Source organism: Providencia sp. PROV209 (assembly GCF_028479485.1).
GTDB classification, from domain to species: Bacteria; Pseudomonadota; Gammaproteobacteria; order Enterobacterales; family Enterobacteriaceae; genus Providencia; species Providencia alcalifaciens.
In genome coordinates this window covers 26536-49951 of sequence record NZ_JAMPNR010000021.1, presented here as the reverse complement: position 1 = coordinate 49951, position 23416 = coordinate 26536, and the positions used below count along the sequence as shown (strand labels likewise).

The window sequence follows — 23416 nt, the reverse complement described above, 5'->3', positions numbered from 1 at the left end:
TGTATGTCGGTATCTTAGCTCCAAATGAATTTACCGTTTAATTAGTATTTTTCTAACATTACCTGTTAAGGAATTAATAATGAAACATAAAATCATTTCTTCCCTTGTTGTAGCTGGCGTTTTAACACTGGTTGCGGGTTGTGATGACTCCGCCAAAAAAGACACCGCAGTTCAACAAGTCGAAGAAAAAGCTACCCAGTTAAAAGACGCGACTGAGCAAAAAGCCACTGAGTTATCTGATAGCGCAAAAGCGACTGCGCAAGATGTGAAAAATGAAGCTTCAGATAAAGCATCCGAACTCTCAGATAAAACCAAAGAGTTAGTTGACCAAGGCGAGAAAAAGGCCGATGAGTTGAAACAAGACGCCTCAGATTCTGCCGATAAACTCAAAGATCAGTACGATAAAGCATCGAGTGAGTTTTCAGAAAAAACACAAGAGGTGAAAACCGATGCAATCAATAAAGCAGATGAACTTGCCACTGACGCTAAAAACAAAACTGGAGAATTAAAATCTGAGAATGACGCGAAGAAATAACGGCGCGTATTTCTGTCTATTTTAACGTGAAAAGCAGGCAATGATTGCCTGCTTTTTTATGCACTAAAAACCTAACGCATGCTATTGTTTAACTCGTTTTTCGCCCTTCCTTATAAACATAACCATCTCTTTTGCTCACTTGGTTTAATTCCTATAAATAACACCTAAATACAGTAAGATAAGTAAACAATAGATTGATAAATAACATGAAATTTCACCCTATTATTTATTTTCATTTCCCCGATTAGGTTGATCATTGTTTTTTACCATGGCAGTATACCCTTTCGTTTTTTGTTTGTTTTAGGGTTCAAAGGGGGTCATCACTCACCAATTTTTGTTGATAACTTAGCTAATAAACACCGTTATCAACGCTCACAATTTAGTCGTTTTATTGTTCTTTCTACCTCGTTTCCTACAGGGAAACCCTTTCGCAATAACCTATTGTTTTATTCAGAAGGACAGCACGCCGCATGCCCCCCTTATCATTGGTATGCAAAAAATAAAATAAAAATCAAAGAAGGTCGTTATGAGTCAAAACGTTACTGAGACTAAAAAAGTACGTACTAAAATCAGCCCTCCTGTATTTTACAGTTCGGCACTCGTTATCCTGATTATCGTCGGTTTTGCCGCCTTAATGCCTGAAATGGCAGAATCTCATCTAAGTCATCTTCAAAAGAACTTATTTAACAATGCCAGTTGGTTCTACATCCTTGCTGTAGCTATCATTTTGCTGAGTGTGACTTATCTGGGACTCTCGCGTTATGGACAAATAAAATTAGGTCCTGACCACGCTCAACCCAATTTCAGCTATGTCTCTTGGTTTGCCATGCTATTTTCCGCAGGAATGGGAATCGGTTTGATGTTCTTCGGTGTTGCCGAACCCGTCATGCACTATCTCAACCCGCCAGTGGGTGATCCTCAAACGATAGAAGCGGCGAAAGAAGCAATGCGCCTCACCTTCTTCCATTGGGGGCTACACGCCTGGGCTATCTATGCCATTGTCGCCTTGATTCTGGCATTTTTCAGCTATCGCCATGGCTTACCCCTCACGCTACGCTCTGCGTTATACCCGATTATTGGCGACCGAATTTATGGTCCCCTAGGTCATGCGGTTGATGTCTTTGCGGTCGTGGGTACCGTGTTTGGTGTCGCGACCTCTCTTGGCTTTGGGGTACTGCAAGTGAATGCGGGAATGAACCACTTGTTCGGCTTACCTGTGAATGAGACTGTGCAAGTCGGTTTGATTATCACCTTCACCGCTCTCGCAACTTTATCCGTCGTCTCAGGGCTCGACAAAGGGATCCGTATTTTATCTGAGCTGAACCTCGGTCTCGCCTTCCTCCTATTGCTGCTAATTGTGATTTTAGGTCCAACCGTGCTGCTATTAAAATCCTTTGTGGAAAATACAGGGGGTTACCTTTCTGAGATAGTCAGCAAAACTTTTAACTTATATGCCTACGAACCCAAATCGAGTGATTGGCTAGGGGGCTGGACATTACTGTATTGGGGTTGGTGGTTATCTTGGTCACCGTTTGTTGGGATGTTCATCGCCCGAATTTCCCGTGGCCGCACTATCAGAGAATTCGTGACTGGGGTGTTGTTTGTGCCAGCTGGCTTTACCCTGATGTGGATGACTTTCTTTGGTAATACCGCCATCGACTTGATTAAAAATCAAGGAGCCACCCGACTGGCAGAAACTGTGCAGTCCGATGTCTCCCTCGCTCTGTTTGAGTTTTTAACTTATTTCCCATTCTCAACCGTATTATCTTTCTTCGCCATGTTGATGGTGGTGGTGTTCTTTGTCACTTCCGCAGACTCTGGCGCAATGGTAGTGGATACTCTCGCCTCTGGCGGGGACTCAAATACGCCTGTCTGGCAACGTATTTTCTGGGCAGGATTAATGGGCGTTGTCGCTATCACGATGTTACTTGCAGGTGGTCTACAAGCACTGCAAACCTTAACCATCGCTAGCGCGTTGCCATTTGCTATCGTCCTGCTTATCTCTATTTATGGGCTATTTAAAGCGTTGCGAGTGGATGCCTATAAACGAGATAGCCAGCAATTAGCCACCATTGCACCTACCGCTAGTCGTAATCCAATTCCATGGCAGCGCCGTTTACGTAATATTGTCTACTTCCCGAAACGCGCTCATGTAAAACGCTTTATGGAAGAGTCCGTGAAGCCATCCATGGAGATGGTTTCCGAGGAGTTAGCTAAGCAAGGTACCGTTTGCCATATCCATACAGATAAAGACGATAGAATCGGATTTGAAGTCGATTTAGGCGACGATATGAACTTTCTGTATGAAGTTCGCTTACGCTACTACATTCAACCCGCATTCGCCCTCGCGGGAATGGGAAATGACAACGATGAAGAGCGAAGTGAAGAGCAAAAATATTACCGCGCTGAAATTCACTTAAAAGAAGGTGGGCAAGACTACGATGTGATGGGCTGGGCGAAAGAACAAATCATCCATGACATCCTCGACCAGTATGAAAAACATATTCACTTTTTACATTTACTGGGTAAGTAGCCCCAAATGGAGTTCATCGATGAACTGGTTTAGGATCCACTTTGATGGTTGGATCAATGACCACCTGTAAATAACACATCGTTGACCTGTACAAAATTATCTACAGGCACAACAGTTTTCAGCCGAGCCTAACAGACAGGCTCTCAATTTCATTTTGTGGGCAGTTCCGACGAGCTGCCCACAATTAGTTTTATGCTGAATTGCCATTACTCTATTAGTAATATTTTAATAATAACTATTTTTAATTAGTATTGATGGTTTTATTTGCGCATAAAATATTTTCTCATTGTGTCCCTCTACTGAAGTAATGATAATTTCATCACCAATAATTTCTATCTTATTGACATTAATAATATTTATTGTTGCAATCTTGATGTTTCTAACTTTTAATATAAGAGTTGCGCTGTTTTCTAATATAGTAAAATAAAAGAGGAGAGAGATATCGCCAGTACTATATTCATAGCCAAAAGTTAAACCATCATCTAAGTTCGTGTAAAAAGGCTCATTTTCAAAGAATTCAAGCAATTCAACACTATCTGGGTATTTATAAATGCTCATTATTCACCTTTAGGAATTGTTGTTACAAAAGTCATATTGCCATTGCTTTCTATTTTATATGTCGTATGGAAAACTGTAGCTTTACCTGATGGTCCAATAAGAAATGACTCGCGCTCTTCAAATTTTCCCCACTTATTTTCAAATGTATTAATTGTATTACCTTTCAGCTGAGGTGTTACTTTAAAATGTTCGATAAGGATATTTTTTCCGATAACGTCCTCAAATATCCCTAATTTTTTCATGGTATTAGCCATTTGATTTGTTCTACTACTGTTATGATCACCGCTCGTAACATGACCGAATAGATATTTAAACTTGTCCTCATGGAAAATAACTGGATTTTTTATTTTTATAGTGGGCTTTTGCTTAGTAATTCCCATTGCACCTATAGAAGCAGCAAAATACAAGTCTTCTAAATTTTTTTTACTCCACCCTGTATAGTTACTGGCATTTTCAATCCATTGATTAAAGACAAACGCTTCCATATCAGTTGAACTATCAATTTTAGAGTAAGTGAATAGCTGTATTGATTCCACTCCACCAAAAGCAGGATAGTTTCCAACTACTTTTCTTTCTTTTGTTATCCAATAGTCCGCTAATAAAGAGTCCTCAATATAAGTACTAGGGTACTTCTTCATGAGTAATTCATAATAAACTCGATCTGAGGATTCGAGTGACTCTTGAGCAATACAGTTTACTTTACGACATGAGGAAGCTAATAATCGCTCTAGTTTATTTTTATCTCCATTAGCAAGCTCATTAACAGCTTTAATTTCCTCTAAATGAAGTTGGCGATTATAACGTTCTATAATTTCAGCTGAATTCGCAGCACTATTGATACCACTTGCTTCACCTGTTGCGATTAGACCTGCGAAAGCTCCTGCTATGCGGCTAATTTGTGCTTGCTGCTCTTGCCAATTATCGGTTTTATCAAGATTATCATTAATCGTAATACCTGCTATTTGGGCAGCTAAAACACCAACTATTGCACCTCTAACATTACTATTACTGATTTCAGCACTAATTGCCGCTACAACTGCATGAGGAATAGTCTTTCCTACTTCAGTGAGTAACTCTCCCTTATCACCAATCAGTTTTGCACCTTCCGCATTAACTTGATTACCAATATTACTGAGTAAGGCACTCTTGAAGTTATCGGTAAAGCTGCCACCTTGTATCGAGGTATTCACCGTTGAACTAATCACAGATTGTGCCGCGACACGTTGAGCGACTTTATTCCAGTCTCCATTAGCCAGTAACGGCAATTTGGCATCTGCAGGATTACCTTTAGTCCACTCCATTTTGATATCAAGACCATTGAGCGCTCCTGAAATCACCATTTGAGCAATAATGGATTTGACGGTATCGCTTTTTCCAAGCGAGTTAAGTGTCTTGGATAGATTTCCTTGGTTTTCAGCCAGTGCGACCGCAGCTTGCGTAGAGAGTGCTGTCATGCCTGAATAGGCTGCGCCTGAGATGACCGCTGCGGTGGTTCCACTAGTTCCAGATGCTGCCCAAGCGGCAAACTGTGATGCAGTACCTGATGTCATGGCTGCAACAGTTATCATGATTAAAGCTGACGCAACAGGATCTAAGCTTTGGCTTTTATAATCCCAACTGTCATATGCATCTTTAACTAATCCCCATTGCACATCTTTACGGTCTTTTAGACCCGCGAGCCATTTTGTACCTTCGGTTTGTCCAAGGGCATTCAAGGCATTTTGTAAGCTTTGAGTATTTTTGGCTTTAATATCTGCGGTGACACCTTTCGCAGCATCAATAGTCAGCTTGCCACCAATATGTAGCGCTGGCAGTATCCATTTATCTTCGGTATACCCTTTATTGCGTTGGGTAATATAAAACCCTTTCGAATTAGAAATCACTTGCTCAAAAGTGGTATTTTTCACCGCTTTAAAATTCACCTTACCGGTTTGGCTGGTGATTTTGGCATTCTTGCCCGCATTAATTTTGGTGGCTTCTAACGTGACATCATCCTTGGCATACAGGTTAATATCACCGCCAGCGGTAAATTCAGTCACTTTATTGGTTGTTTCACTACGCGTTTTTTTGACTTCTTTTTGGGTTATACAAAGTGTCCATTTATTGCATTTTTTCTTTTGTTCTTCATAGTGGCTAGTTTCTTCCATTGCTTGCGCATAGAGATACCCGCCTTTTGCCGCAATATCCATCGCACCTTTGGCAACGAGACGAGACGCTCGAAAAAGAATGCTCCCCTCAGACAAAATGGTCAGGGTTTTACCACTGTTAATTTCAGTGCCAATTTGGCGATATCGCTCCTCTAATCGTTTACCCGATTGTTTGCGATAGTGGGTTTTAACTGACTCTAAGCGAACATTTCCCCCACTGGAAATTGTGATGTCATCTTGGGATTTGATTGTGCTACCTTGTGCGGTTAATGCACCATTAGAAGCAAGAGTGACGCCTTTATCCCCTGAAAGGGTTGAGGTTACATAACGCACATCTTGGTTATCTTCATTTGGGTTGGGAATAGCGGAATAAGCGGTAGCGGTTAATTTAATATCACGCCCCGAGAGCGCAGTGAGCTTGTCTTTGGATTGGAGATTAGCAGATTGCAAATCAATATCACGCTTGGCATTTAACGTGATATTGCCATTCGCGATAAGTTGGGAGCGAAGCTCTGGATAGCGATTGGTTTTAAATACATTGTCGATATCTTTAATGGCTTTAGAGCCTAACAAAATATCTTGGCCCGCATTGAATGTTAGAGATTTTCCACTGCTAAAGGTTATGCCCTGCGCTTCAATATTTTTGCCTGCGGTGAGGTTTATTTCCCCCGAACTAGCCCAATTTCCTATTTTCGTGATTAATGCATTGATATTTGCGGCTGGCTCTAAAGCCGCGAGTTTCATTAAATTGGATTCATCACGACGAATAACAATATTGTCATTAGCACTGAGGGTCAGTTTATTCGTTTTGGCTAATTGTGCATTATCAAAAGTGATATTTTTACCCGCTTGGATATGTAACGAATTCGCAGCGTTAATAACCGGAGGCGATAATACATTGTCTTTAAACGCAGAGACGGGATTTAAGCTGTACGAGATATTGCCATTTTTCGCAATTAAAGTGCCGTCTTTCGCAGTTAAATTGACTTGTTTAAGATTAAGGTCGTTATTCGCAATTAGGCTTTGTGATTGATTGGCTACGAGCTGTGCATTATTAATATTGATGTTTTGACCCGCGATAATAGACAGGTCATTTCCAGACTGTAAGTTGGAGGAAATATTTATATTATTAGAATTTAAGATGATATTTTTTGCGGTAATGGCAAAGGAAGGAGCACCTACTTGCATTATTTTCGCGATAGGTTTTTCGGTGCTAGGAAGTTTGCTTTCAAGATTAATGGTGTTTTTAAAATCAAGAACAACATTATTTCCCGCAGATATAGACTGATAACTTAATGCATCAGGAGACCAAGAATAGAATTTATCGATTAACTTAAAATCTACTGGCTCACCAACATAGAAAATATCATAAGTCCCCGTATCATCACTTTCATCTGCAAATTTGCCTAAATCTGCATTAGATCTATCGTACTTATACCAAAGATCTAACTTACCTGAGTTAAAAGAGGATATTGATACATTTTGTCCTGTCAATATCACATTATTTTTTGCAGTAATTTTCCCAAAATAACTAACTAAATCATTTGCATTAATATAGGCATTCTTTCCTGATGTTATAGTCCCAATATTTCCCAGATTTAAATACTGTTTTCGTTCAACATTAATACTGTCATTGTTGATAAAATCCATCACCCCAAACCATTTTTTATAGGGGAAACTTTCTAGTCGGGGATAGAGTGAAATAATCGATACAACTCCCTGCCTTGAACCAAAAAAAGAAGATACATAAGTACCGTTTTTATCGCTGGTAGTTGCATTAATATTGGAGATTTTTATAGGCGATGTTATTGCTGTATTGGTCAGTTTCTTTGTTCTAACAATCAAATCCCCTGCATTGGTCTTTATCGTTCCCGATTTATTTTCAATCAGGGTGCTCAAATCCCCTTTGGCATTTTTTTGCATCCACAAGTTGTCTTGTGCTTGAATGAGTGCGCTATTTCCTGTGTTACTGACGTTATCAGCGAAGACACGCATATCCTTACCAGCGATAACCTTTCCATTATTGGTGAGGGTGTTGGTGGCTAATGTGATGTCTTTGGCGACATTCACGTTGGCATTGGCATTAATTTGCAGATTTTTGGTGCTGATATTAATGTCTTTTTTCCCTTGAATATTGCCTGCAAGGGTAATTTTGCCATCAACGGTTAATGTCAGGTCATTTTGGTTGGTTTGCACATTGCTGAGGTTAATTCCCACCCCCGCCTCGGTACTGACCAATTTAACTTGGTTGGCATACATCCCCCCGAGTGCCTTAGTATCTACTGAAACACTCGGCTTTGCCCCTTCCCCCCGCAATGGGTGCCACAGTGCCTTTTTGAAAGTCAACGCGGTTGGTGCCTTGCATCAGAGTCAAGTTCTTAGCTTTGATTTGCCCATTCAATTCGGTGGCGCGGCTGATAATATCGGCATAGGTTTGTGCTTCAGCATTCATGCCATTAGCGCCGATAACCACACTGCCTTTTTTCACTTCAACTGCAGACAAGGCGCCCTTGTTATCCAAAATGGGTTTCCCTGTGGTCAAGGTAATCGCAGGGGTATTCACAAAGCTACAGCCATTGCAGGTAATCCCATTCGGGTTGGCAATTAAGACATTCGCCCCTTTACCTGCCACTTCCAGCTTGCCCTGTAATTCTGAGCGGCTACTGCCCGTCACTTCGTTAATAATCAGATTGGCAGCATTCCCTTTTAAATTGGCATTGGCTTTGAGTTGCCCGGCAATTTGGGAGTTCACATTGCTGGTGGCGTTATTGAGTACCGCACCTTGTTTATCCACATTAAATTGTTGGAATTTATTGTGTGATATCCCCGCCCCATTCGGCGTGGCAATATTAATAACTGGAATATTATTTTGTTGGCTGACTTGGGTGTTTTTATCTGCCGCCGTCATGACTGCCCCCCAAGCGGGATGTAAAGGGTAGACAGCCGTTAAGAAAATAATGGTGTAACTTAATAGCCGCTTAGGGCGCGAAGGCAACTGTTCATTTAGCATAAATAATCCTTTAAAAACGTAAAGCTACAGAGAGAATGAGACTGACCAGTAGGCCGACCAATTGTCTGGTTTAAGTTGTGAGGGATAATGCAAAGGCTTACTGAGGAAAAACTGAGAATAAAACAGGCTATCACCGGTAAAAGAGAGACCAACGGCTCCCCCCGCTAGGGTGTCATGTTCAACGTGGTATTTATCTGAGCTAATAAACCCGTAATCTAATGCACCGATAAAACGCAGTTGCCCAATTGCCGTATTGGCGATGTCTTTGTTAATTTCATTACGCCAATACCCGCCTCGATTACCACTTAAAGCCTGCTCATGGTAGCCACGAACAGAGTACTGCCCGCCAATGCTGATGCGTTCAATGCCGTATAAGTTATCGGGGGAATATTGACCGTAAAATGAGGTTAAATAGATCAAACCATTGGGGAAAAAATACTGATAACTGCTGCTTAAACTGAATTTGCGGTAATGGCTGCGTGGCGAGTCTTTCGCGAGGGTATCCGGTGATGTGCCAAAGGCAGATATTCCCCATTCAGCGGCAGGGTTAAACGTGGCATAGCCTTGCCCGAGTGTGGTGCTGTACTGCGGAGTAAATGAGAGGGAGGTTAGCGTTGGGCTACTGATACTCAACGTTTGGGAAGCCAACTGAGTATTGGCTTTTTTATGTTTTAAACTGCCTTGTAAGGTTAAACGCTGCTTACCATCACGATAAATTAAGCGGCTGACATCAAATTGTTGGTTGGTATTTTTGCCTTCATAACGGTATTGCTGACCTAACGTCTTAAACGGTTGTAGCGTGCTGTTACGGTAAAATTGATAGCGGTAAGACCAATAGCCATAAGGAACGTTGATTGCAGCAACCGTGTAGCGACTGTGATGAGAACAACTGAAATCTGTATCGGTACTGGCACTGAATGACCACTGTTCACCAAACCCTAAAGGGGAGTCCACCGTCAAGCTTCCAGTAAGCAGCTGTTTTCCTGTTGCTTTCATGCCTGAGTTATCAAGGTTCAGTTGGCTCGTAGTGGGCCATTTTTTTCCTTGCTTATGAATAATAATCCGAGAGTCGCCATTTTGGGTGCCTGGCTGAATATCGATAGTGTATTTGGCTGACGATAATCGATTGAGTTGCTCCAACCCTTGTTCAATATCCCGTAAATTTAATATTTTGCCTTGTTGATGAGGAAAGATCTGATGAGCTAAACGCTTAGGGGAATTTTCTATCTCGATAACTTCAATTTTCCCTTCAATCACTTGCAATATTAATTGATGTGAAGATAAGTCTTGTTCTGGGATGATTGCTTGGGAGGTAATAAACCCTTGCTCAATGTAATAGTTAGTGACCTGCTTGGTAAGCCCATATATTTCGCTAAGTGTAAGACAACGATTGAGATAAGTTGATGTTAATTGCGTCTGAGTTGTGGCACTAAGCTGTGTAGCGCCGACAAATTGGATCTCGTTGATAGGAAAACAGGTTTCATCTTGAGTCGGTTTTAAAAAAGCATTATCCACAATGATAGCGCTCTGTTTTTCCAGTTGATTACGTTGGTTCAGTTCCGACTCTAACCGTTGTTTTTGTTCAAATTGAACGCTCTCCTGTGGTGAGCTCAGAAATTGGTTTCCTGCATAACCATAAGGAGAGATGATGAATAACGATAAGTATATTAAACGCCAAAAAATTTGATGAATAGTCATGTTGTTTGAGTTTACGTATGAGTAGTTACTTTTACGTAATGTAACTCATTCTCATTCAATTTTTTCAGCTAAAAAACATACATCATGACTAAAATTTAATCTTTCTTGTATTAGATTTTATTTATCGCACTCTTTTTATTCAATTGCTTCAATAAATCTTCATTTAACAAAAAACGCTATTATAAATTAGCGATCAAGAGGCTGGAATTCCAAGCTTATTGAGTCGATGTGAATACAAATTCAACTACAATGGTTTCACAGGAAAATATAATACTTTAGATTGGAATAAATTTGATATGGTCAATGGGAAAGAAATGACTCCTCGATAAGCCCGAGATCATTATTTATAATCCCACGACCAAAACATCGACAAGTCATATTTATATCAAGGTATAGCCACCAACAGCATTATTATACGAAATTTGAAGAAGGCTATGCGCTCTTACTTCTATCCATAATATTGCTATAATCTGGGCTTTCCAGAGCAATCAACTCTTCCAGCAATGCCGTCAATTGCTGCATTTTCTCTTGGGAGAAAGCCTGTTCAATCTTTTGATAACCCTCTTCAACTTCCTGACGCGCTTTGTCATACAGGTCTTGTCCTGTTGGCGTCAGTGACACGTACAGTTTACGTTGGTCATTCAATGGCTTTAAACGGAAAATAAGCCCTTCACGCTCCATACGAGTCAAAATCCCCGTCAAACTTGGGCGTAAAATACAGGTTTGCACTGATAATTCATGAAAATCAATCGAACGATTATCCGCTAATACACGAATGATGCGCCATTGCTGTTCCGTCAAATTATAAGATTTCAATATTGGTCGAAAGAAGCCCATTGCAGTCTCTCGCGCCTGTAATAATGCAATTGTCAATGATTCATGCATAAGCTTAAAACTCACCACGCTATTTAAAGTTATTAAACACCCACAATAGGGTTTAGTCAGCCTCCGTGCTGGTTACCATTTCTAACGCTATTGACAGCGAGCAAAAAAATCACGGAGGTAACAGCAACACACTCAATTATCTTAAATGCAAGAGTAGCATGCAGCACTAACAATCTCAAAGAAAAACACCAAAATATTAATGAGTAAATAAAATTCATCAAAATTATAAAGTTAATATGTTGTAAATTTTTAAAAAACTTAAAAAAAATAATTCAAATAATTACAGTTACTTACATTCAGGTCATCTGATTATGTTAATACGATCACAATTAAAATTAACATTTCCATAAAGCTATTGCTTATTACAAAATAATACTTTATTAATATATTAATAATTACTCAGAATCGATCTCTTTAATAAGGAGTTGTCAATGAAAGGCACTGTTTTTGCCGTTGCCCTCAACCATCAAAGCCAACTTGATCATTGGCTCGAGGCGTTCCAGCAAGCCCCTTATAAAACCCCACCGAAAACACCTGTGTGGTTTATTAAGCCGCGTAATACACGCATTAATTCCGGAGATAACATCCTGCATCCCGTAGGAGAAGAAGTGCAAAGTGGTGCAACACTGGCTTTAGTGATCGGTAAAGATGCGCGAAAAGTCACGCCACAAAATGCATTGGAATTTATTGCGGGCTTTGCACTGGCAAACGAAGTCAGCCTGCCGGAAGACACCTTCTACCGCCCTGCGATTAAAGCTAAATGCCGTGATACGTTCTGCCCAATCGGTGAGTTAGTGAAAACCGCTTTATCTTCACCTGTTGATATCGTGACGCTGATTAACGGCAAAGAAGCTGACAGATGGTCAACCAAAGATCTCGTTCGTAGCGCAAGCGAATTAGTGGTTGCACTGAGCGACTTTGCAACCCTAAAACAAGGGGATGTGATTTTACTGGGTACTCCTCATAAACGCGTCACCATCAAACCGGGTGATCACGTTGAGATCCAAGCAGCTGGCTTCCCAAGCCTCAAGAACAACGTTGTTGCGGCAGGAGGACAATAATCATGAAACACGCAAAAATTCGTTATCAAGGCACTGAATATTCCGTCACTGTCGGTGACGACGAAGCCATCAAGCTGCCAAATGGCAATGTAATTGCTGGCGATAGCGCAGATGTTGAATGGCTACCACCTGCACAAGGTACTTTATTCGCGTTAGGTCTGAACTATGCCGACCACGCCACTGAATTAGAATTTAAGCCACCTGAAGAGCCACTGATTTTTATCAAAGCAGAAAACAGCTTAACAGGTCACCGACAAGTCTCCGTTCGCCCAGACAATGTTGAATACATGCACTATGAGTCTGAACTGGTGGTTATCATCGGTAAAGCGGCTCACAAAGTCTCCCAAGAAGATGCGATGAACTATGTTGCGGGCTACACCGTATGTAACGACTACGCGATCCGTGACTATTTAGAGAATTACTACCGGCCAAACCTACGCGTAAAAAGCCGCGATACGTTGACGCCAATCGGCCCATGGATGGTAGACAAGTCAGATATTAAAGATCCACACAACCTCGCACTGTACACCTACGTTAATGGTGAATTGCGTCAAAAAGGCACCACCGCGGATCTGATTTTTAATATCCCATTTTTAATTGCCTACCTAAGTGACTTTATGACACTGCAACCGGGCGACATGATCGCAACGGGCACGCCAAAAGGGCTGTCCGATGTAGTTCCGGGTGATGAAGTGATCGTTGAAGTTGAAGGTGTGGGCAGGCTGATCAATACCATTATCAGCGAAAAAGAGTATGAGGAGCGAGTGTGATGACTAAGATTAACCATTGGATCAACGGTAAAAACGTTGAAAGTAAAGAGTATTTCGAAACCACTAACCCAGCAACGGGTGAAGTATTAGCGGAAGTGGCATCCGGCGGCCAAGACGAGATCAACCAAGCGGTTGCTGCTGCAAAAGAAGCCTTCCCTAAGTGGGCAAACACGCCAATGAAAGAACGTGCACGCTTAATGCGCCGCTTAGGTGAGCTGATCGACGAAAACGTTCCTCAGATTGCTGAGATGGAAACTAACGATACCGGTTTACCTATCCATCAAACTAAAAACGTGTTGATCCCTCGCGCGTCACACAACTTTGAATTCTTTGCTGAAATTTGCCAGCAAATGAACGGTCGCACCTATCCGGTTGACGACAAAATGATGAACTACACCCTGATCCAGCCAGTGGGTGTGTGCGGATTAATTTCTCCGTGGAACGTGCCATTTATGACCGCGACATGGAAAACTGCACCATGTTTAGCGCTAGGTAACACCGCGGTTCTGAAAATGTCTGAATTATCTCCACTATCTGCAAACCGTTTAGGTGAATTAGCCCTTGAAGCGGGTATCCCTGCGGGCGTACTGAACGTGGTGCAAGGTTACGGTGCTACTGCGGGTGATGCACTGGTGAAACACCATGACGTTCGCGCTGTCTCCTTCACAGGGGGCACCGCAACGGGTCGCGCCATTATGCAAAACGCGGGTCTGAAAAAATACTCAATGGAATTAGGCGGAAAATCTCCGGTTCTGATTTTTGAAGATGCCGACATTGAACGTGCAATGGATGCCGCGCTGTTCACCATTTTCTCTATCAATGGCGAGCGTTGTACTGCGGGTTCACGTATTTTCATCCAAGAAAGCATTTACCCAGAATTCGTAAAACGCTTTGCTGAGCGTGCAAATCGCCTGATCGTCGGCGACCCAACGGATCCGAAAACCCAAGTGGGTGCACTGATCAGCCAGCAGCACTGGAACAAAGTCTCTGGTTATATCCGCATTGGTATGGAAGAAGGTGCAACCCTGTTAGCGGGTGGTCCAGACAAACCAACGGATCTGCCAGCGCACCTGAAAAACGGTCACTTCTTACGCCCAACCGTTCTGGCCGATGTCGACAACCGCATGCGTGTGGCTCAAGAAGAGATCTTCGGACCAGTCGCTTGTTTGATCCCATTCAAGACCGAGGAAGATGGTCTGCGTATGGCAAACGATGTGGAATATGGTCTGGCTTCCTATATTTGGACTCAAGATGTCAGCAAGATCCTACGACTTTCGCGCAATATCGAAGCGGGTATGGTGTTTGTTAACACCCAGAACGTTCGTGATTTACGTCAGCCATTCGGCGGCGTGAAAGCCTCCGGCGTCGGCCGTGAAGGCGGTGAGTATAGCTTCGAGGTCTTTGCCGAAATGAAGAACGTTTGTATCTCCTACGGCGACCACAACATCCCACGCTGGGGTGTGTAAGTTTACAACGCTCTGCGCTGGAAACCTTATATTCCAGCACTTTCCGCTGAATTATATTGATACTCAGCATCGTTAAAACTGATAAACCAAGTCACTTCAGGTCGTTAGAAGAGCTACAACTTAGGTAAACTCGCGGTCTTACCCTAAATAATTCGAGTTGTAGCTAGGCGACAAACAAGCTAATCCCTAAGAGCATACATGAGTATGTGACTAGGGTTAGCGCGAGCAGTCAACAACGCTACAGCTTGAAGAATGACGGGTAAGGATATAAATATGGGTAAGTTGGCATTAACGGCGAAGGTAACACACGTCCCATCAATGTACCTATCTGAACTACCGGGCAAAAACCACGGTTGTCGCCAAGCGGCCATCGATGGCCACAAAGAAATCAGCCGTCGCTGCCGTGAACTGGGTGTTGATACCATTATCGTTTTTGACACGCACTGGTTGGTCAATAGTGCTTATCACATTAACTGTGCCGATCACTTCAAAGGCATCTATACCAGTAATGAATTGCCTCACTTTATTCGCGATATGGAATATGAGTATGACGGCAACTCTGTATTGGGTCAGATGATCGGCGAAGAAGCTCGCAAGCTAGGCGTTCGTGCTCAAGCTCATGAAATTCCAAGCTTAACTCTAGAGTACGCAACGCTGGTTCCAATGCGTTATATGAACAGCGATCGCCACTTTAAAGTGATCTCCATCTCCGCATTTTGTACCTCACACAGCTTTGAAACTAGCCGCAAATTAGGCGAAGCCGTACTGACTGCGATTGAAAAATATGACGGTACCGTGGCGGTATTAGCGAGCGGCTCCCTATCTCACCGCTTTATTGATGACCATCGAGCGGAAGACGGCATGAACAGCTATACCCGCGAATTCGATGAGCAAATGGACAAACGCGTCGTCAAACTGTGGCGTGAAGGTCGTTTCGCTGAATTCTGCAAAATGCTGCCTGAATATGCCGATTACTGTTACGGCGAAGGTCACATGCATGACACCGTGATGTTACTGGGTCTGCTGGGCTGGGATAAATATGATGAGAAAGTGGAAGTGTTAACCGACCTGTTCGCCAGCTCCGGAACTGGACAAATCAACGCGATTTTCCCACTGCCAAAGTTTATTACTGACAAACAAGCTGCTAACGCGTAAGGAGCGAATATGCCTCATTTTTATGCTGAATGCACTGACAACATTCGTGAAGAAGCGGCTCTCCCAGAGCTGTTTGCTAAAGTGAATAGCGCACTGGCAGGCACAGGTATTTTTCCACTGGGCGGTATTCGTAGCCGCGCTATTTGGTTAGATACGTGGCAAATGGCAGATGGTAAACACGATTACGCGTTTGTGCATATGACCTTAAAAATTGGTGCGGGTCGCTCCCTTGAAGATCGCCAAAAAACTGGGGAAATGCTGTTTGATCTGATCAAAGTACATTTTGCCGATTTAATGGCAAAGCGTTACTTGGCGCTCTCTTTCACCATGGAAGAGCTCGATCCTGTTCTGAACTACAAACAGAACAACGTGCACGCGCTGTTCAAATCATAATTGATGCGCACCAGTTAATACGTATTCATTGATGAATCACGAGAGGGGGTAATATGCCAATTTCATTTACCAATAGATCCATACCGCGCTGGTTAATCCCATTATTGGGCTCACTGGTGGCGTTTGGTCCCCTATCGATCGATATGTATTTACCTGCTCTACCGCAAATGGCGCAAGCATTGAATGCAACCCAAGGGCAAATGCAGTACACCCTTGGTGCATTCTTTGGTGGATTTTGTGTTGGAATGTTGTTTTATGGACCCTTAAGTGACCTGTTAGGGCGTCGTAAAATGCTATTAAGTGGGCTGGTGATTTTTACCCTCGCCAGCCTGTTATGCGCTCAAGCCACCAGCGCTGAGGCATTAATTTCATTTCGCGCATTACAAGCATTTGGTAGCGGTGCGGCAATCGTGATGGCGCGGGCGATTGCCCGTGATGTTTATCCCTCAAATGAACTTCCTAAAGTGCTGTCACTGATGACGCTGGTCACCATGATAGCCCCATTATTAGCACCATTGGTGGGCGGGTTTTTATTAATTCATTTTGAATGGCAAGTCATATTCTATGTATTAGCGGCTGTCGGATTGTGTTCCGTTTTAGCTATTTTCTTACTGCTGCCTGAAACCTTGCCTCATCAGCGTGAGTCCCGCAATTTAGTGGGTGTCGCCTTTCATAATTATCGGTTGGTGCTCACAGACCGAGAAGCACTGAGTATCATTGGCACCATGGCATTCTCTTTTGCCGGTATGTTCGCCTTTATCAGTGGTTCACCGTTTGTGTATATCAACTATTTTGGTGTTTCTGAACAGTATTATGGGCTGCTGTTTGGCTGCAATATTTTAGGCATGATTGCCATGTTGCTGCTGAACGTCCGGTTGCTCAAGGTGTATAGTCTGCCACGAATTTTGGGCATGCAAAGTGGTATCCAATTGATTTTTGGTGTGCTGTTGTTAATTTTCTATCAACAAAGCCTACCAATTATTGTTATCCTAGTGGTCCTGTTCCTATCGATGGTGAATGCTATCGGCACCAACAGTTTGTCACTGTTACTGCAACACCGCGGAAAAATCGCCGGCAGCGCCAGTGCGCTCGCCATCTCAATTCAGTTCGCCTTGGCAGCCTTTGCCAGTGTTGCAGTGTCCATACTACAAGATGAATCCCCATTTGCTATGGCACTCGTAATGGCGATTTGTGCCGGACTGAGTTTCTCAAGCCAACGCTTGTCCGCTAGAAATGTCCATGCACACGTTCATTCAGTGTCTTCGGAGAACAACGAAAAATGAGCTTAAACACCAATTCTACATTATTCCGCCAACAGGCTTACATTAATGGTCAATGGGTTAACGCCAAAGACAATAGCCTATTTGATGTGACTAACCCTGCAAATGGAGAAGTGATTGCTCGCGTCAGCAATGTGGGTGCAACTGAAACTCAACAGGCTATTGAAGCCGCAGAACAAGCCTTACCAGCATGGCGGGCAAAAAGTGCCAAAGAGCGTAGCCAAATCCTCAATAAGTGGTTCCGTTTAATGATGGAAAACCAAAAAGAGTTGGCGCAAATTCTCAGCACTGAGCAAGGTAAATCCATCAATGAATCGATGGGTGAAATTGCCTATGGTGCTAGCTTCATTGAGTGGTTTGCCGAAGAAGGTAAACGTACTTATGGTGAAACTATTCCATCCCCCCTACCAGGTCGTCGCTTAGTCACCATTAAGCAACCTGTTGGTGTGGTTGCCGCCATTACCCCATGGAACTTCCCAAATGCCATGATCACCCGCAAAGTCGGTCCTGCCCTCGCGGCGGGTTGTACCATGGTATTAAAACCCGCAGCTGAAACACCATTATCCGCACTAGCGTTAGCCGCGTTAGGTGAAGAAGCTGGTATTCCTGCTGGGGTATTCAATATCGTCACGGGTACTGATGCGAAAGCCATTGGCGGCATCATGACCTCGAGTCCAATCGTTCGCAAGCTGACGTTCACGGGGTCGACTCGTGTCGGTAAATTGCTGATGGAACAGTGTGCCGATACCGTGAAAAAAATGTCACTGGAATTAGGCGGCAACGCACCATTTATCGTATTTGACGATGCGGATTTAGACGCTGCTGTTCAAGGGGCTTTAGCCGCTAAATTCCGTAATAGCGGACAAACCTGCGTGTGTGCAAACCGTATTTTAGTGCAAGAAGGCGTTTACGATGAGTTTGCCTCTCGCCTTGCGAAAGCCGTTAGCGCGTTAAAAATTGGTCCAGCAACGCAAGCGGATTCAGAACAAGGTCCACTCATCAACCAAGCTGCAGTCGATAAAGTGTCTGAACACATCGCAGATGCCGTTGCCAAAGGTGCCAGCATCGCGACAGGTGGTAAATCAGCAAGTCTTGGTGGTCTGTTCTTCGAACCCACTGTCTTAGTCAATGTGACTGAATCCATGAAAGTGGCAAAAGAAGAGACATTTGGTCCATTAGCACCGCTATTTAAATTCCGTGATGAGCAAGAGGCTATCGACCTTGCGAATGACACAGAATTTGGTCTGGCATCCTATTTCTATTCACGGGATATCGGGCGTATCTACCGGGTCGCTGAAGCCTTAGAAAGCGGCATGGTCGGTATTAACGAAGGTTTGATTTCAAATGAAGTGGCTCCGTTTGGTGGTATTAAGCAGTCAGGACTTGGTCGTGAAGGCTCACGTTACGGAATCGAAGATTATCTGGAAGTGAAATATCTCTGTTTTGGTGGGTTATCCCACTAACTATAGCCGATTTAGTCATACTCTCCCCCTTCGCATTAATGCAATAACGCAGTGATGCGAAGGGCAAAGAGTTATCAGGAGCATTTTAAGCATGTTGCAACAAGATATTATTTCAACAATCGCTCAACGCCTAAACCAAGCGGAAAAAAGCCGCCAGCAAATCCGTCAAATCTCACTGGATCATCCTGAAATGACCATTGAAGATGCCTATGCCATTCAAAAAGAGTGGGTTGGCTTAAAACTGGCGGAAGGGCGCGTATTAAAAGGGCATAAAATTGGTCTGACATCCAAAGCGATGCAAGCCAGCTCCCAGATTGATGAGCCTGATTATGGCGCACTGCTTGATGACATGTTCTTTGATGATGGTTGTGATATTCCAACGGATCGCTTTATCGTCCCGCGCATCGAAGTTGAGCTGGCTTTCGTATTGGCAAAACCGCTGCGCGGTCCTAACTGCACCTTATTTGATGTGTATAATGCCACGGACTATGTGATCCCCGCTTTAGAGCTGATCGACGCGCGTTGCCACAATATCGATCCTGACACTAACCGTCCACGTAAAGTGTTCGACACCATTTCAGATAACGCGGCAAACGGTGCAGTGATCTTAGGTGGACGTCCGATTAAACCTCGTGATTTAGACATGCGTTGGATCAGCGCCCTGCTTTATCGTAATGGCGTGATCGAAGAATCTGGCGTTGCAGCAGCAGTTCTAAACCACCCAGCCAATGGCGTGGCATGGTTAGCCAATAAATTAGCGCCACACAATGTGGAGTTACAACCAGGACAAATTATCCTTGGTGGTTCATTTACTCGCCCAGTTCCTGCACGTAAAGGGGATGTTTTCCACGTTGACTACGGCGTGATGGGCTCAATTAGCTGCCGCTTTGTTTAAGGAGTTCACCGTGGATCTGTTAGAAAATAAATTTAAAAAAGCCCTGAAAACAGGCAAACCACAAATTGGCTTATGGCTAGGATTGTGCAGCCCATACAGCGCTGAACTTGTTGCCGATGCTGGATTTGACTGGCTGCTTATTGATGGCGAACACGCACCAAATAACGTGCAAACCACCTTAGCGCAATTACAAGCTATCGCGCCATATCCCTCACAACCCGTCGTTCGACCGCCGTGGAATGATCCGGTGATCGTCAAACAGTTGCTGGATATTGGTGCGCAAACACTGTTGCTGCCAATGGTACAAAATGCCGAACAAGCTGAGCAAGCCGTTCGCTCAACACGCTATCCACCTGCCGGAATTCGCGGCGTAGGTAGTGCATTAGCACGCGCCTCTCGCTGGAACCGTATTCCAGATTATTTAAAACGCGCTAACGATGAAATGTGTGTCATTGTCCAAGTAGAAACCCGCGAAGCTATCAAAAACCTGCCTGAGATCCTCAAAGTTGAAGGGGTTGATGGGGTATTTATTGGTCCGGCCGATTTAAGCGCAGATATGGGCTTTTCTGGTAATCCAAACCACCCTGAAGTTAAAGCCGCTATCGAAGACGCCATTAAACAAATTCGCGCTGCTGGCTTAGCGCCGGGGATCTTAATGGCAGCACCGGATATTGCTGAACACTATATTAAGCTCGGGGCGCTATTTGTTGCCGTCGGTGTGGACACCACATTATTAGCGCGTACCGCCGAAGCACTTGCCGCAAAATTTGGTAAAACCATTTCCGATATGGATAACAGCGGCTCGAGTGTGTACTAAGCAATCTGAACTTCTCTAGGTCGCTCTATTTTACCCTACGCTCACGAGCTACCTAGACAGTAAGCAAGAAATCACAACCACAACCAAGGCAGCCTTAATAACTGCCTAGTAGACCCTTGTACCTATAATAAATTGTAATAGAGGGCATTATAATGAGCCATTCACAAAATGTTGCTAGTAACAATCCTGCGGAGCAACATAAAAACCTCACAGAGCCGCAACAGCGGGTCATCAATAAGCTATTTAAACGGCTGATCGTATTCCTGTTCGTGCTGTTTGTTTTCTCGTTCTTAGACCGTATTAATATCGGCTTTGCAGGACTGACAATGGGGAAAGACATCGGTCTAACCTCCACCATGTTTGGTCTAGCGGCCACCTTGTTTTACGCCACCTACATTATTTTCGGTATTCCAAGTAACATCATGCTTGGTATTGTCGGTGCACGTCGCTGGATTGCCACTATCATGGTGCTATGGGGTATTGCCTCCACCGCCACTATGTTCGCGACTGGACCAACCAGCTTATATATTTTACGAATGCTGGTAGGTATTGCTGAAGCAGGCTTCTTACCGGGAATGTTAGTTTACTTAACTTACTGGTTCCCCGCTTATTTCCGCGCGCGTGCTAATGCGCTATTTATGATTGCCATGCCTGTTACTATGGCATTTGGTTCACTCGCTTCTGGTTATATTTTAGGGCTAGATGGTGTGTTAAATCTAAAAGGCTGGCAGTGGTTGTTCTTACTGGAAGGTTTCCCATCCGTACTGCTGGGTATTTTAGTGTGGTTCTATCTGGATGATTCTCCGAAGAAAGCGAAATGGCTGACTCAGGAAGATAAAGACACGCTGCAAGAGATGATGGATAAAGACCAGTTAGAATTAGTGCAGCCACACGGATCAAAAAGTCAGACTGCGCTGCAAAATAGCAGCCTGTGGAAAGAAATTTTCACCCCTGTGATTTTGATGTATACCGTGGCGTATTTCTGCCTAACTAACACGCTGAGCGCCATTAATATCTGGACGCCGCAAATTATGCAGAGCTTTAACCAAGGCAGCAGTAATGCCATGATCGGACTATTAACTGCGATCCCTCAGTTCTGTACGATTTTGGGGATGATTTATTGGAGTCGCCGTTCGGATCGCTTGCAAGAGCGTAAGATGCACACCGCGTTACCGTATTTGTTTGCAGCGGCAGGTTGGATCATCGCAGCGATGACCCATCAACCGATGATCCAATTATTGGGGATCATTATGGCGTCTACCGGTTCATTTACAGCCATGGCGGTTTTCTGGACAACACCAGATCAGTCGATCAGTTTACGCGCTCGTGCCATTGGTATTGCAGTGATCAACGCAACAGGTAATATAGGCTCCGCGGTCAGCCCACTCTTAATCGGTTGGCTGAAAGATCAAACGGGTAGTTTTAATTCAGGTCTTTATTTTGTGGCGGGTTTGCTGGTCGTCGGTGCCCTTCTGGTCATCGCTATCCCAATGAAAAACTCAAGACCAAGAGCCACACCGTAAACGGCAAAACTGTAAAACAGTCGAATTAAAGAAATGAGTGCTGCACTCCAATAACCTTGGGCATTGCTCAAAATAATTCGAGTTGCAGCTAGGCGGCAAGCAAGCTAATTCCTAGGAGCATACACAAGTATGTGACTAGGATTAGCTTGTGTAGCCAACAACGCTGCAGCTTGAAGAATGAAGAACAATTATGACGGGCATTACAAATATAGATATTGGGAAGGATTATGATGACGTCCAGGGCAACGACGACGTCCACTACCAAACCTTTGGCAAGCTTGCCGCCTTCTTCGGTCGCGACATGCCCGCTCATCGTCACGATGGCTATTTCCAATTACACTATTTGGTCACTGGGCACATTACCTTGCAGCTGGATGAGTCACGTTATTCTGTGCAAGCACCGCTATTTATATTGACCCCACCTTCTGTCGCTCACGCGTTTTTTACCCAAGAAGATACTGATGGCCATGTATTAACCGTACGACAGGATTTGATTTCGCCCCTATTAGAGTCTCTGTATTCTGCTAATTTAGATCGATTGGACATTCCTGCTATTTGCTTATCTGTTGCAGATAAGCCGCAAGATATTGAAACCTTCAATCATTACTGGGATTTAATGGCAAGGGAATCGACCAATAACTATATTGGTCGAGACCAAGTGTTATCTTCACTTGCCCAAGCCCTATTCACCTTTTTACTGCGCTCTGTCCCTCTTGACGAGCACCATGTTAGCGGCGTGCGTGGTGAACATCGATTATTCCAACGTTTCAACCAGTTAATAGATATGCACTATCGTGAACACCTCTCTGTTCCCGAATATGCTAATAAGCTTGGTGTCACTGAATCACGACTCAAAGACATGTGCCGCCGGTTTGCTAACCGCCCGCCAAAGAAACTTATTTTCGACCGAATTTTACGGGAAGCGAAACGTATGCTGCTATTTTGTGATAGCCCCGTATCTGAAATTGCCTACCAACTTGGATTCAAAGATCCTGCCTATTTTGCCCGCTTTTTCAATCGCTCTGAGGGTACCTCTCCCAGTCAATGGCGTGAGCAAAACATCCACTGAGTCACTCATACTAAAATTTTAGCATTCCCCTTAAACTATTTTACATAATTCAAACATTTTTGATGTCTTGCATTTTTATTTTTAAAGTTGCAACTTGTACTATTAGCGCCTAACAAAAAGTGAATGAGCGGCTCAAAAAACACTCAAATTAAAATTAA

General features: G+C 43.6%; 18 protein-coding genes. 13 read left to right on the top strand and 5 right to left on the bottom strand.

Translation table 11 applies throughout. The features are described from left to right. Window positions 1-79 precede the first annotated feature (79 nt). Both PR795_RS14875 and PR795_RS14870 read left to right on the top strand, forming a co-directional pair. The gene (locus PR795_RS14875; protein WP_006657325.1) at window positions 80-535 is read left to right on the top strand and encodes a hypothetical protein; all 456 of its coding nucleotides are present in this window, start codon (window positions 80-82) and stop codon (window positions 533-535) included. A gap of 526 nt (window positions 536-1061) precedes the next feature. Beyond that, the gene (locus PR795_RS14870) at window positions 1062-3068 is read left to right on the top strand and encodes a BCCT family transporter (protein WP_006657323.1); all 2007 of its coding nucleotides are present in this window, start codon (window positions 1062-1064) and stop codon (window positions 3066-3068) included. Window positions 3069-3293: 225 nt separating this feature from the next. Here the strand turns inward: PR795_RS14870 and PR795_RS14865 are convergent, their stop codons facing one another. The 5 genes from PR795_RS14865 to hpaR form a co-directional block, all read right to left on the bottom strand. Beyond that, window positions 3294-3626 carry a hypothetical protein gene (locus PR795_RS14865; RefSeq protein ID WP_154628261.1) on the bottom strand — a complete coding sequence of 111 codons (333 nt, stop codon included), beginning with the start codon at window positions 3624-3626 and terminating at the stop codon, window positions 3294-3296. Continuing rightward, the gene (locus tag PR795_RS14860) at window positions 3626-8119 is read right to left on the bottom strand and encodes a DUF637 domain-containing protein (protein ID WP_272516926.1); all 4494 of its coding nucleotides are present in this window, start codon (window positions 8117-8119) and stop codon (window positions 3626-3628) included. The genes PR795_RS14865 and PR795_RS14860 overlap by 1 nt, the downstream gene beginning before the upstream one ends. Then, window positions 8046-8783: a filamentous hemagglutinin N-terminal domain-containing protein gene (locus PR795_RS14855; RefSeq protein ID WP_272516925.1), complete on the bottom strand. Its 738-nt coding sequence runs from the start codon at window positions 8781-8783 to the stop codon at window positions 8046-8048. The genes PR795_RS14860 and PR795_RS14855 overlap by 74 nt, the downstream gene beginning before the upstream one ends. A gap of 24 nt (window positions 8784-8807) precedes the next feature. After that, complete coding sequence (locus PR795_RS14850) at window positions 8808-10481, bottom strand: ShlB/FhaC/HecB family hemolysin secretion/activation protein (protein ID WP_181480614.1); 1674 nt, start codon at window positions 10479-10481, stop codon at window positions 8808-8810. A 432-nt stretch (window positions 10482-10913) separates the two neighbouring features. Beyond that, entirely contained in the window at window positions 10914-11366 is a 453-nt protein-coding gene (gene hpaR, locus PR795_RS14845; RefSeq protein ID WP_006657322.1) for a homoprotocatechuate degradation operon regulator HpaR, read from the bottom strand. 431 nt (window positions 11367-11797) lie between these two features. Between hpaR and PR795_RS14840 the strand changes: the two genes are divergently transcribed. The 11 genes from PR795_RS14840 (at window position 11798) to hpaA (ending at window position 23258) form a co-directional block, all read left to right on the top strand. Then, entirely contained in the window at window positions 11798-12427 is a 630-nt protein-coding gene (locus tag PR795_RS14840) for a fumarylacetoacetate hydrolase family protein (protein WP_036962699.1), read from the top strand. Between the two features lie 2 nt (window positions 12428-12429). Then, window positions 12430-13197 (top strand): fumarylacetoacetate hydrolase family protein, encoded by a 768-nt coding sequence (locus PR795_RS14835; RefSeq protein WP_006657320.1) that lies wholly within the window; start codon window positions 12430-12432, stop codon window positions 13195-13197. Next, on the top strand, window positions 13197-14663 hold the full coding sequence (gene hpaE / locus PR795_RS14830) for a 5-carboxymethyl-2-hydroxymuconate semialdehyde dehydrogenase (RefSeq protein WP_006657319.1): 1467 nt from the start codon (window positions 13197-13199) through the stop codon (window positions 14661-14663). Before PR795_RS14835 ends, hpaE begins: the two co-directional genes overlap by 1 nt. Window positions 14664-14936: 273 nt before the next feature. Beyond that, entirely contained in the window at window positions 14937-15818 is an 882-nt protein-coding gene (hpaD, locus tag PR795_RS14825) for a 3,4-dihydroxyphenylacetate 2,3-dioxygenase (protein ID WP_006662718.1), read from the top strand. Between the two features lie 9 nt (window positions 15819-15827). Beyond that, a complete protein-coding gene (locus PR795_RS14820; protein WP_006657317.1) occupies window positions 15828-16211 on the top strand; it encodes a 5-carboxymethyl-2-hydroxymuconate Delta-isomerase in 384 nt (127 codons plus the stop codon). Between the two features lie 53 nt (window positions 16212-16264). Next, window positions 16265-17494: a Bcr/CflA family multidrug efflux MFS transporter gene (locus tag PR795_RS14815; protein WP_006662719.1), complete on the top strand. Its 1230-nt coding sequence runs from the start codon at window positions 16265-16267 to the stop codon at window positions 17492-17494. Then, a complete protein-coding gene (locus PR795_RS14810; RefSeq protein ID WP_006657315.1) occupies window positions 17491-18954 on the top strand; it encodes an NAD-dependent succinate-semialdehyde dehydrogenase in 1464 nt (487 codons plus the stop codon). Before PR795_RS14815 ends, PR795_RS14810 begins: the two co-directional genes overlap by 4 nt. A gap of 91 nt (window positions 18955-19045) precedes the next feature. Then, on the top strand, window positions 19046-19849 hold the full coding sequence (gene hpaH, locus PR795_RS14805; protein WP_036974875.1) for a 2-oxo-hept-4-ene-1,7-dioate hydratase: 804 nt from the start codon (window positions 19046-19048) through the stop codon (window positions 19847-19849). A 10-nt stretch (window positions 19850-19859) separates the two neighbouring features. Beyond that, the gene (gene hpaI, locus PR795_RS14800; RefSeq protein ID WP_181480613.1) at window positions 19860-20666 is read left to right on the top strand and encodes a 4-hydroxy-2-oxoheptanedioate aldolase; all 807 of its coding nucleotides are present in this window, start codon (window positions 19860-19862) and stop codon (window positions 20664-20666) included. Between the two features lie 152 nt (window positions 20667-20818). Further along, window positions 20819-22189, top strand: a complete 1371-nt coding sequence (gene hpaX / locus PR795_RS14795) for a 4-hydroxyphenylacetate permease (RefSeq protein ID WP_181480612.1) — start codon at window positions 20819-20821, stop codon at window positions 22187-22189. Window positions 22190-22379: 190 nt separating this feature from the next. Beyond that, window positions 22380-23258: a 4-hydroxyphenylacetate catabolism regulatory protein HpaA gene (hpaA, locus tag PR795_RS14790; protein ID WP_006657311.1), complete on the top strand. Its 879-nt coding sequence runs from the start codon at window positions 22380-22382 to the stop codon at window positions 23256-23258. The last annotated feature ends 158 nt before the right edge of the window (window positions 23259-23416 follow it).

Excerpts from the sequence above, each read along its gene's own strand:
- PR795_RS14875 (WP_006657325.1), top strand. The coding sequence starts at position 80 with ATGAAACATAAAATCATTTCTTCCCTTGTTGTAGCTGGCGTTTTAACA.
- PR795_RS14870 (WP_006657323.1), top strand. The coding sequence starts at position 1,062 with ATGAGTCAAAACGTTACTGAGACTAAAAAAGTACGTACTAAAATCAGC.
- PR795_RS14865 (WP_154628261.1), bottom strand. The coding sequence starts at position 3,626 with ATGAGCATTTATAAATACCCAGATAGTGTTGAATTGCTTGAATTCTTT.
- PR795_RS14855 (WP_272516925.1), bottom strand. The coding sequence starts at position 8,783 with ATGCTAAATGAACAGTTGCCTTCGCGCCCTAAGCGGCTATTAAGTTAC.
- PR795_RS14850 (WP_181480614.1), bottom strand. The coding sequence starts at position 10,481 with ATGACTATTCATCAAATTTTTTGGCGTTTAATATACTTATCGTTATTC.
- hpaR (WP_006657322.1), bottom strand. The coding sequence starts at position 11,366 with ATGCATGAATCATTGACAATTGCATTATTACAGGCGCGAGAGACTGCA.
- PR795_RS14840 (WP_036962699.1), top strand. The coding sequence starts at position 11,798 with ATGAAAGGCACTGTTTTTGCCGTTGCCCTCAACCATCAAAGCCAACTT.
- PR795_RS14835 (WP_006657320.1), top strand. The coding sequence starts at position 12,430 with ATGAAACACGCAAAAATTCGTTATCAAGGCACTGAATATTCCGTCACT.
- hpaE (WP_006657319.1), top strand. The coding sequence starts at position 13,197 with ATGACTAAGATTAACCATTGGATCAACGGTAAAAACGTTGAAAGTAAA.
- hpaD (WP_006662718.1), top strand. The coding sequence starts at position 14,937 with ATGGGTAAGTTGGCATTAACGGCGAAGGTAACACACGTCCCATCAATG.
- PR795_RS14820 (WP_006657317.1), top strand. The coding sequence starts at position 15,828 with ATGCCTCATTTTTATGCTGAATGCACTGACAACATTCGTGAAGAAGCG.
- PR795_RS14815 (WP_006662719.1), top strand. The coding sequence starts at position 16,265 with ATGCCAATTTCATTTACCAATAGATCCATACCGCGCTGGTTAATCCCA.
- PR795_RS14810 (WP_006657315.1), top strand. The coding sequence starts at position 17,491 with ATGAGCTTAAACACCAATTCTACATTATTCCGCCAACAGGCTTACATT.
- hpaH (WP_036974875.1), top strand. The coding sequence starts at position 19,046 with ATGTTGCAACAAGATATTATTTCAACAATCGCTCAACGCCTAAACCAA.
- hpaX (WP_181480612.1), top strand. The coding sequence starts at position 20,819 with ATGAGCCATTCACAAAATGTTGCTAGTAACAATCCTGCGGAGCAACAT.
- hpaA (WP_006657311.1), top strand. The coding sequence starts at position 22,380 with ATGACGGGCATTACAAATATAGATATTGGGAAGGATTATGATGACGTC.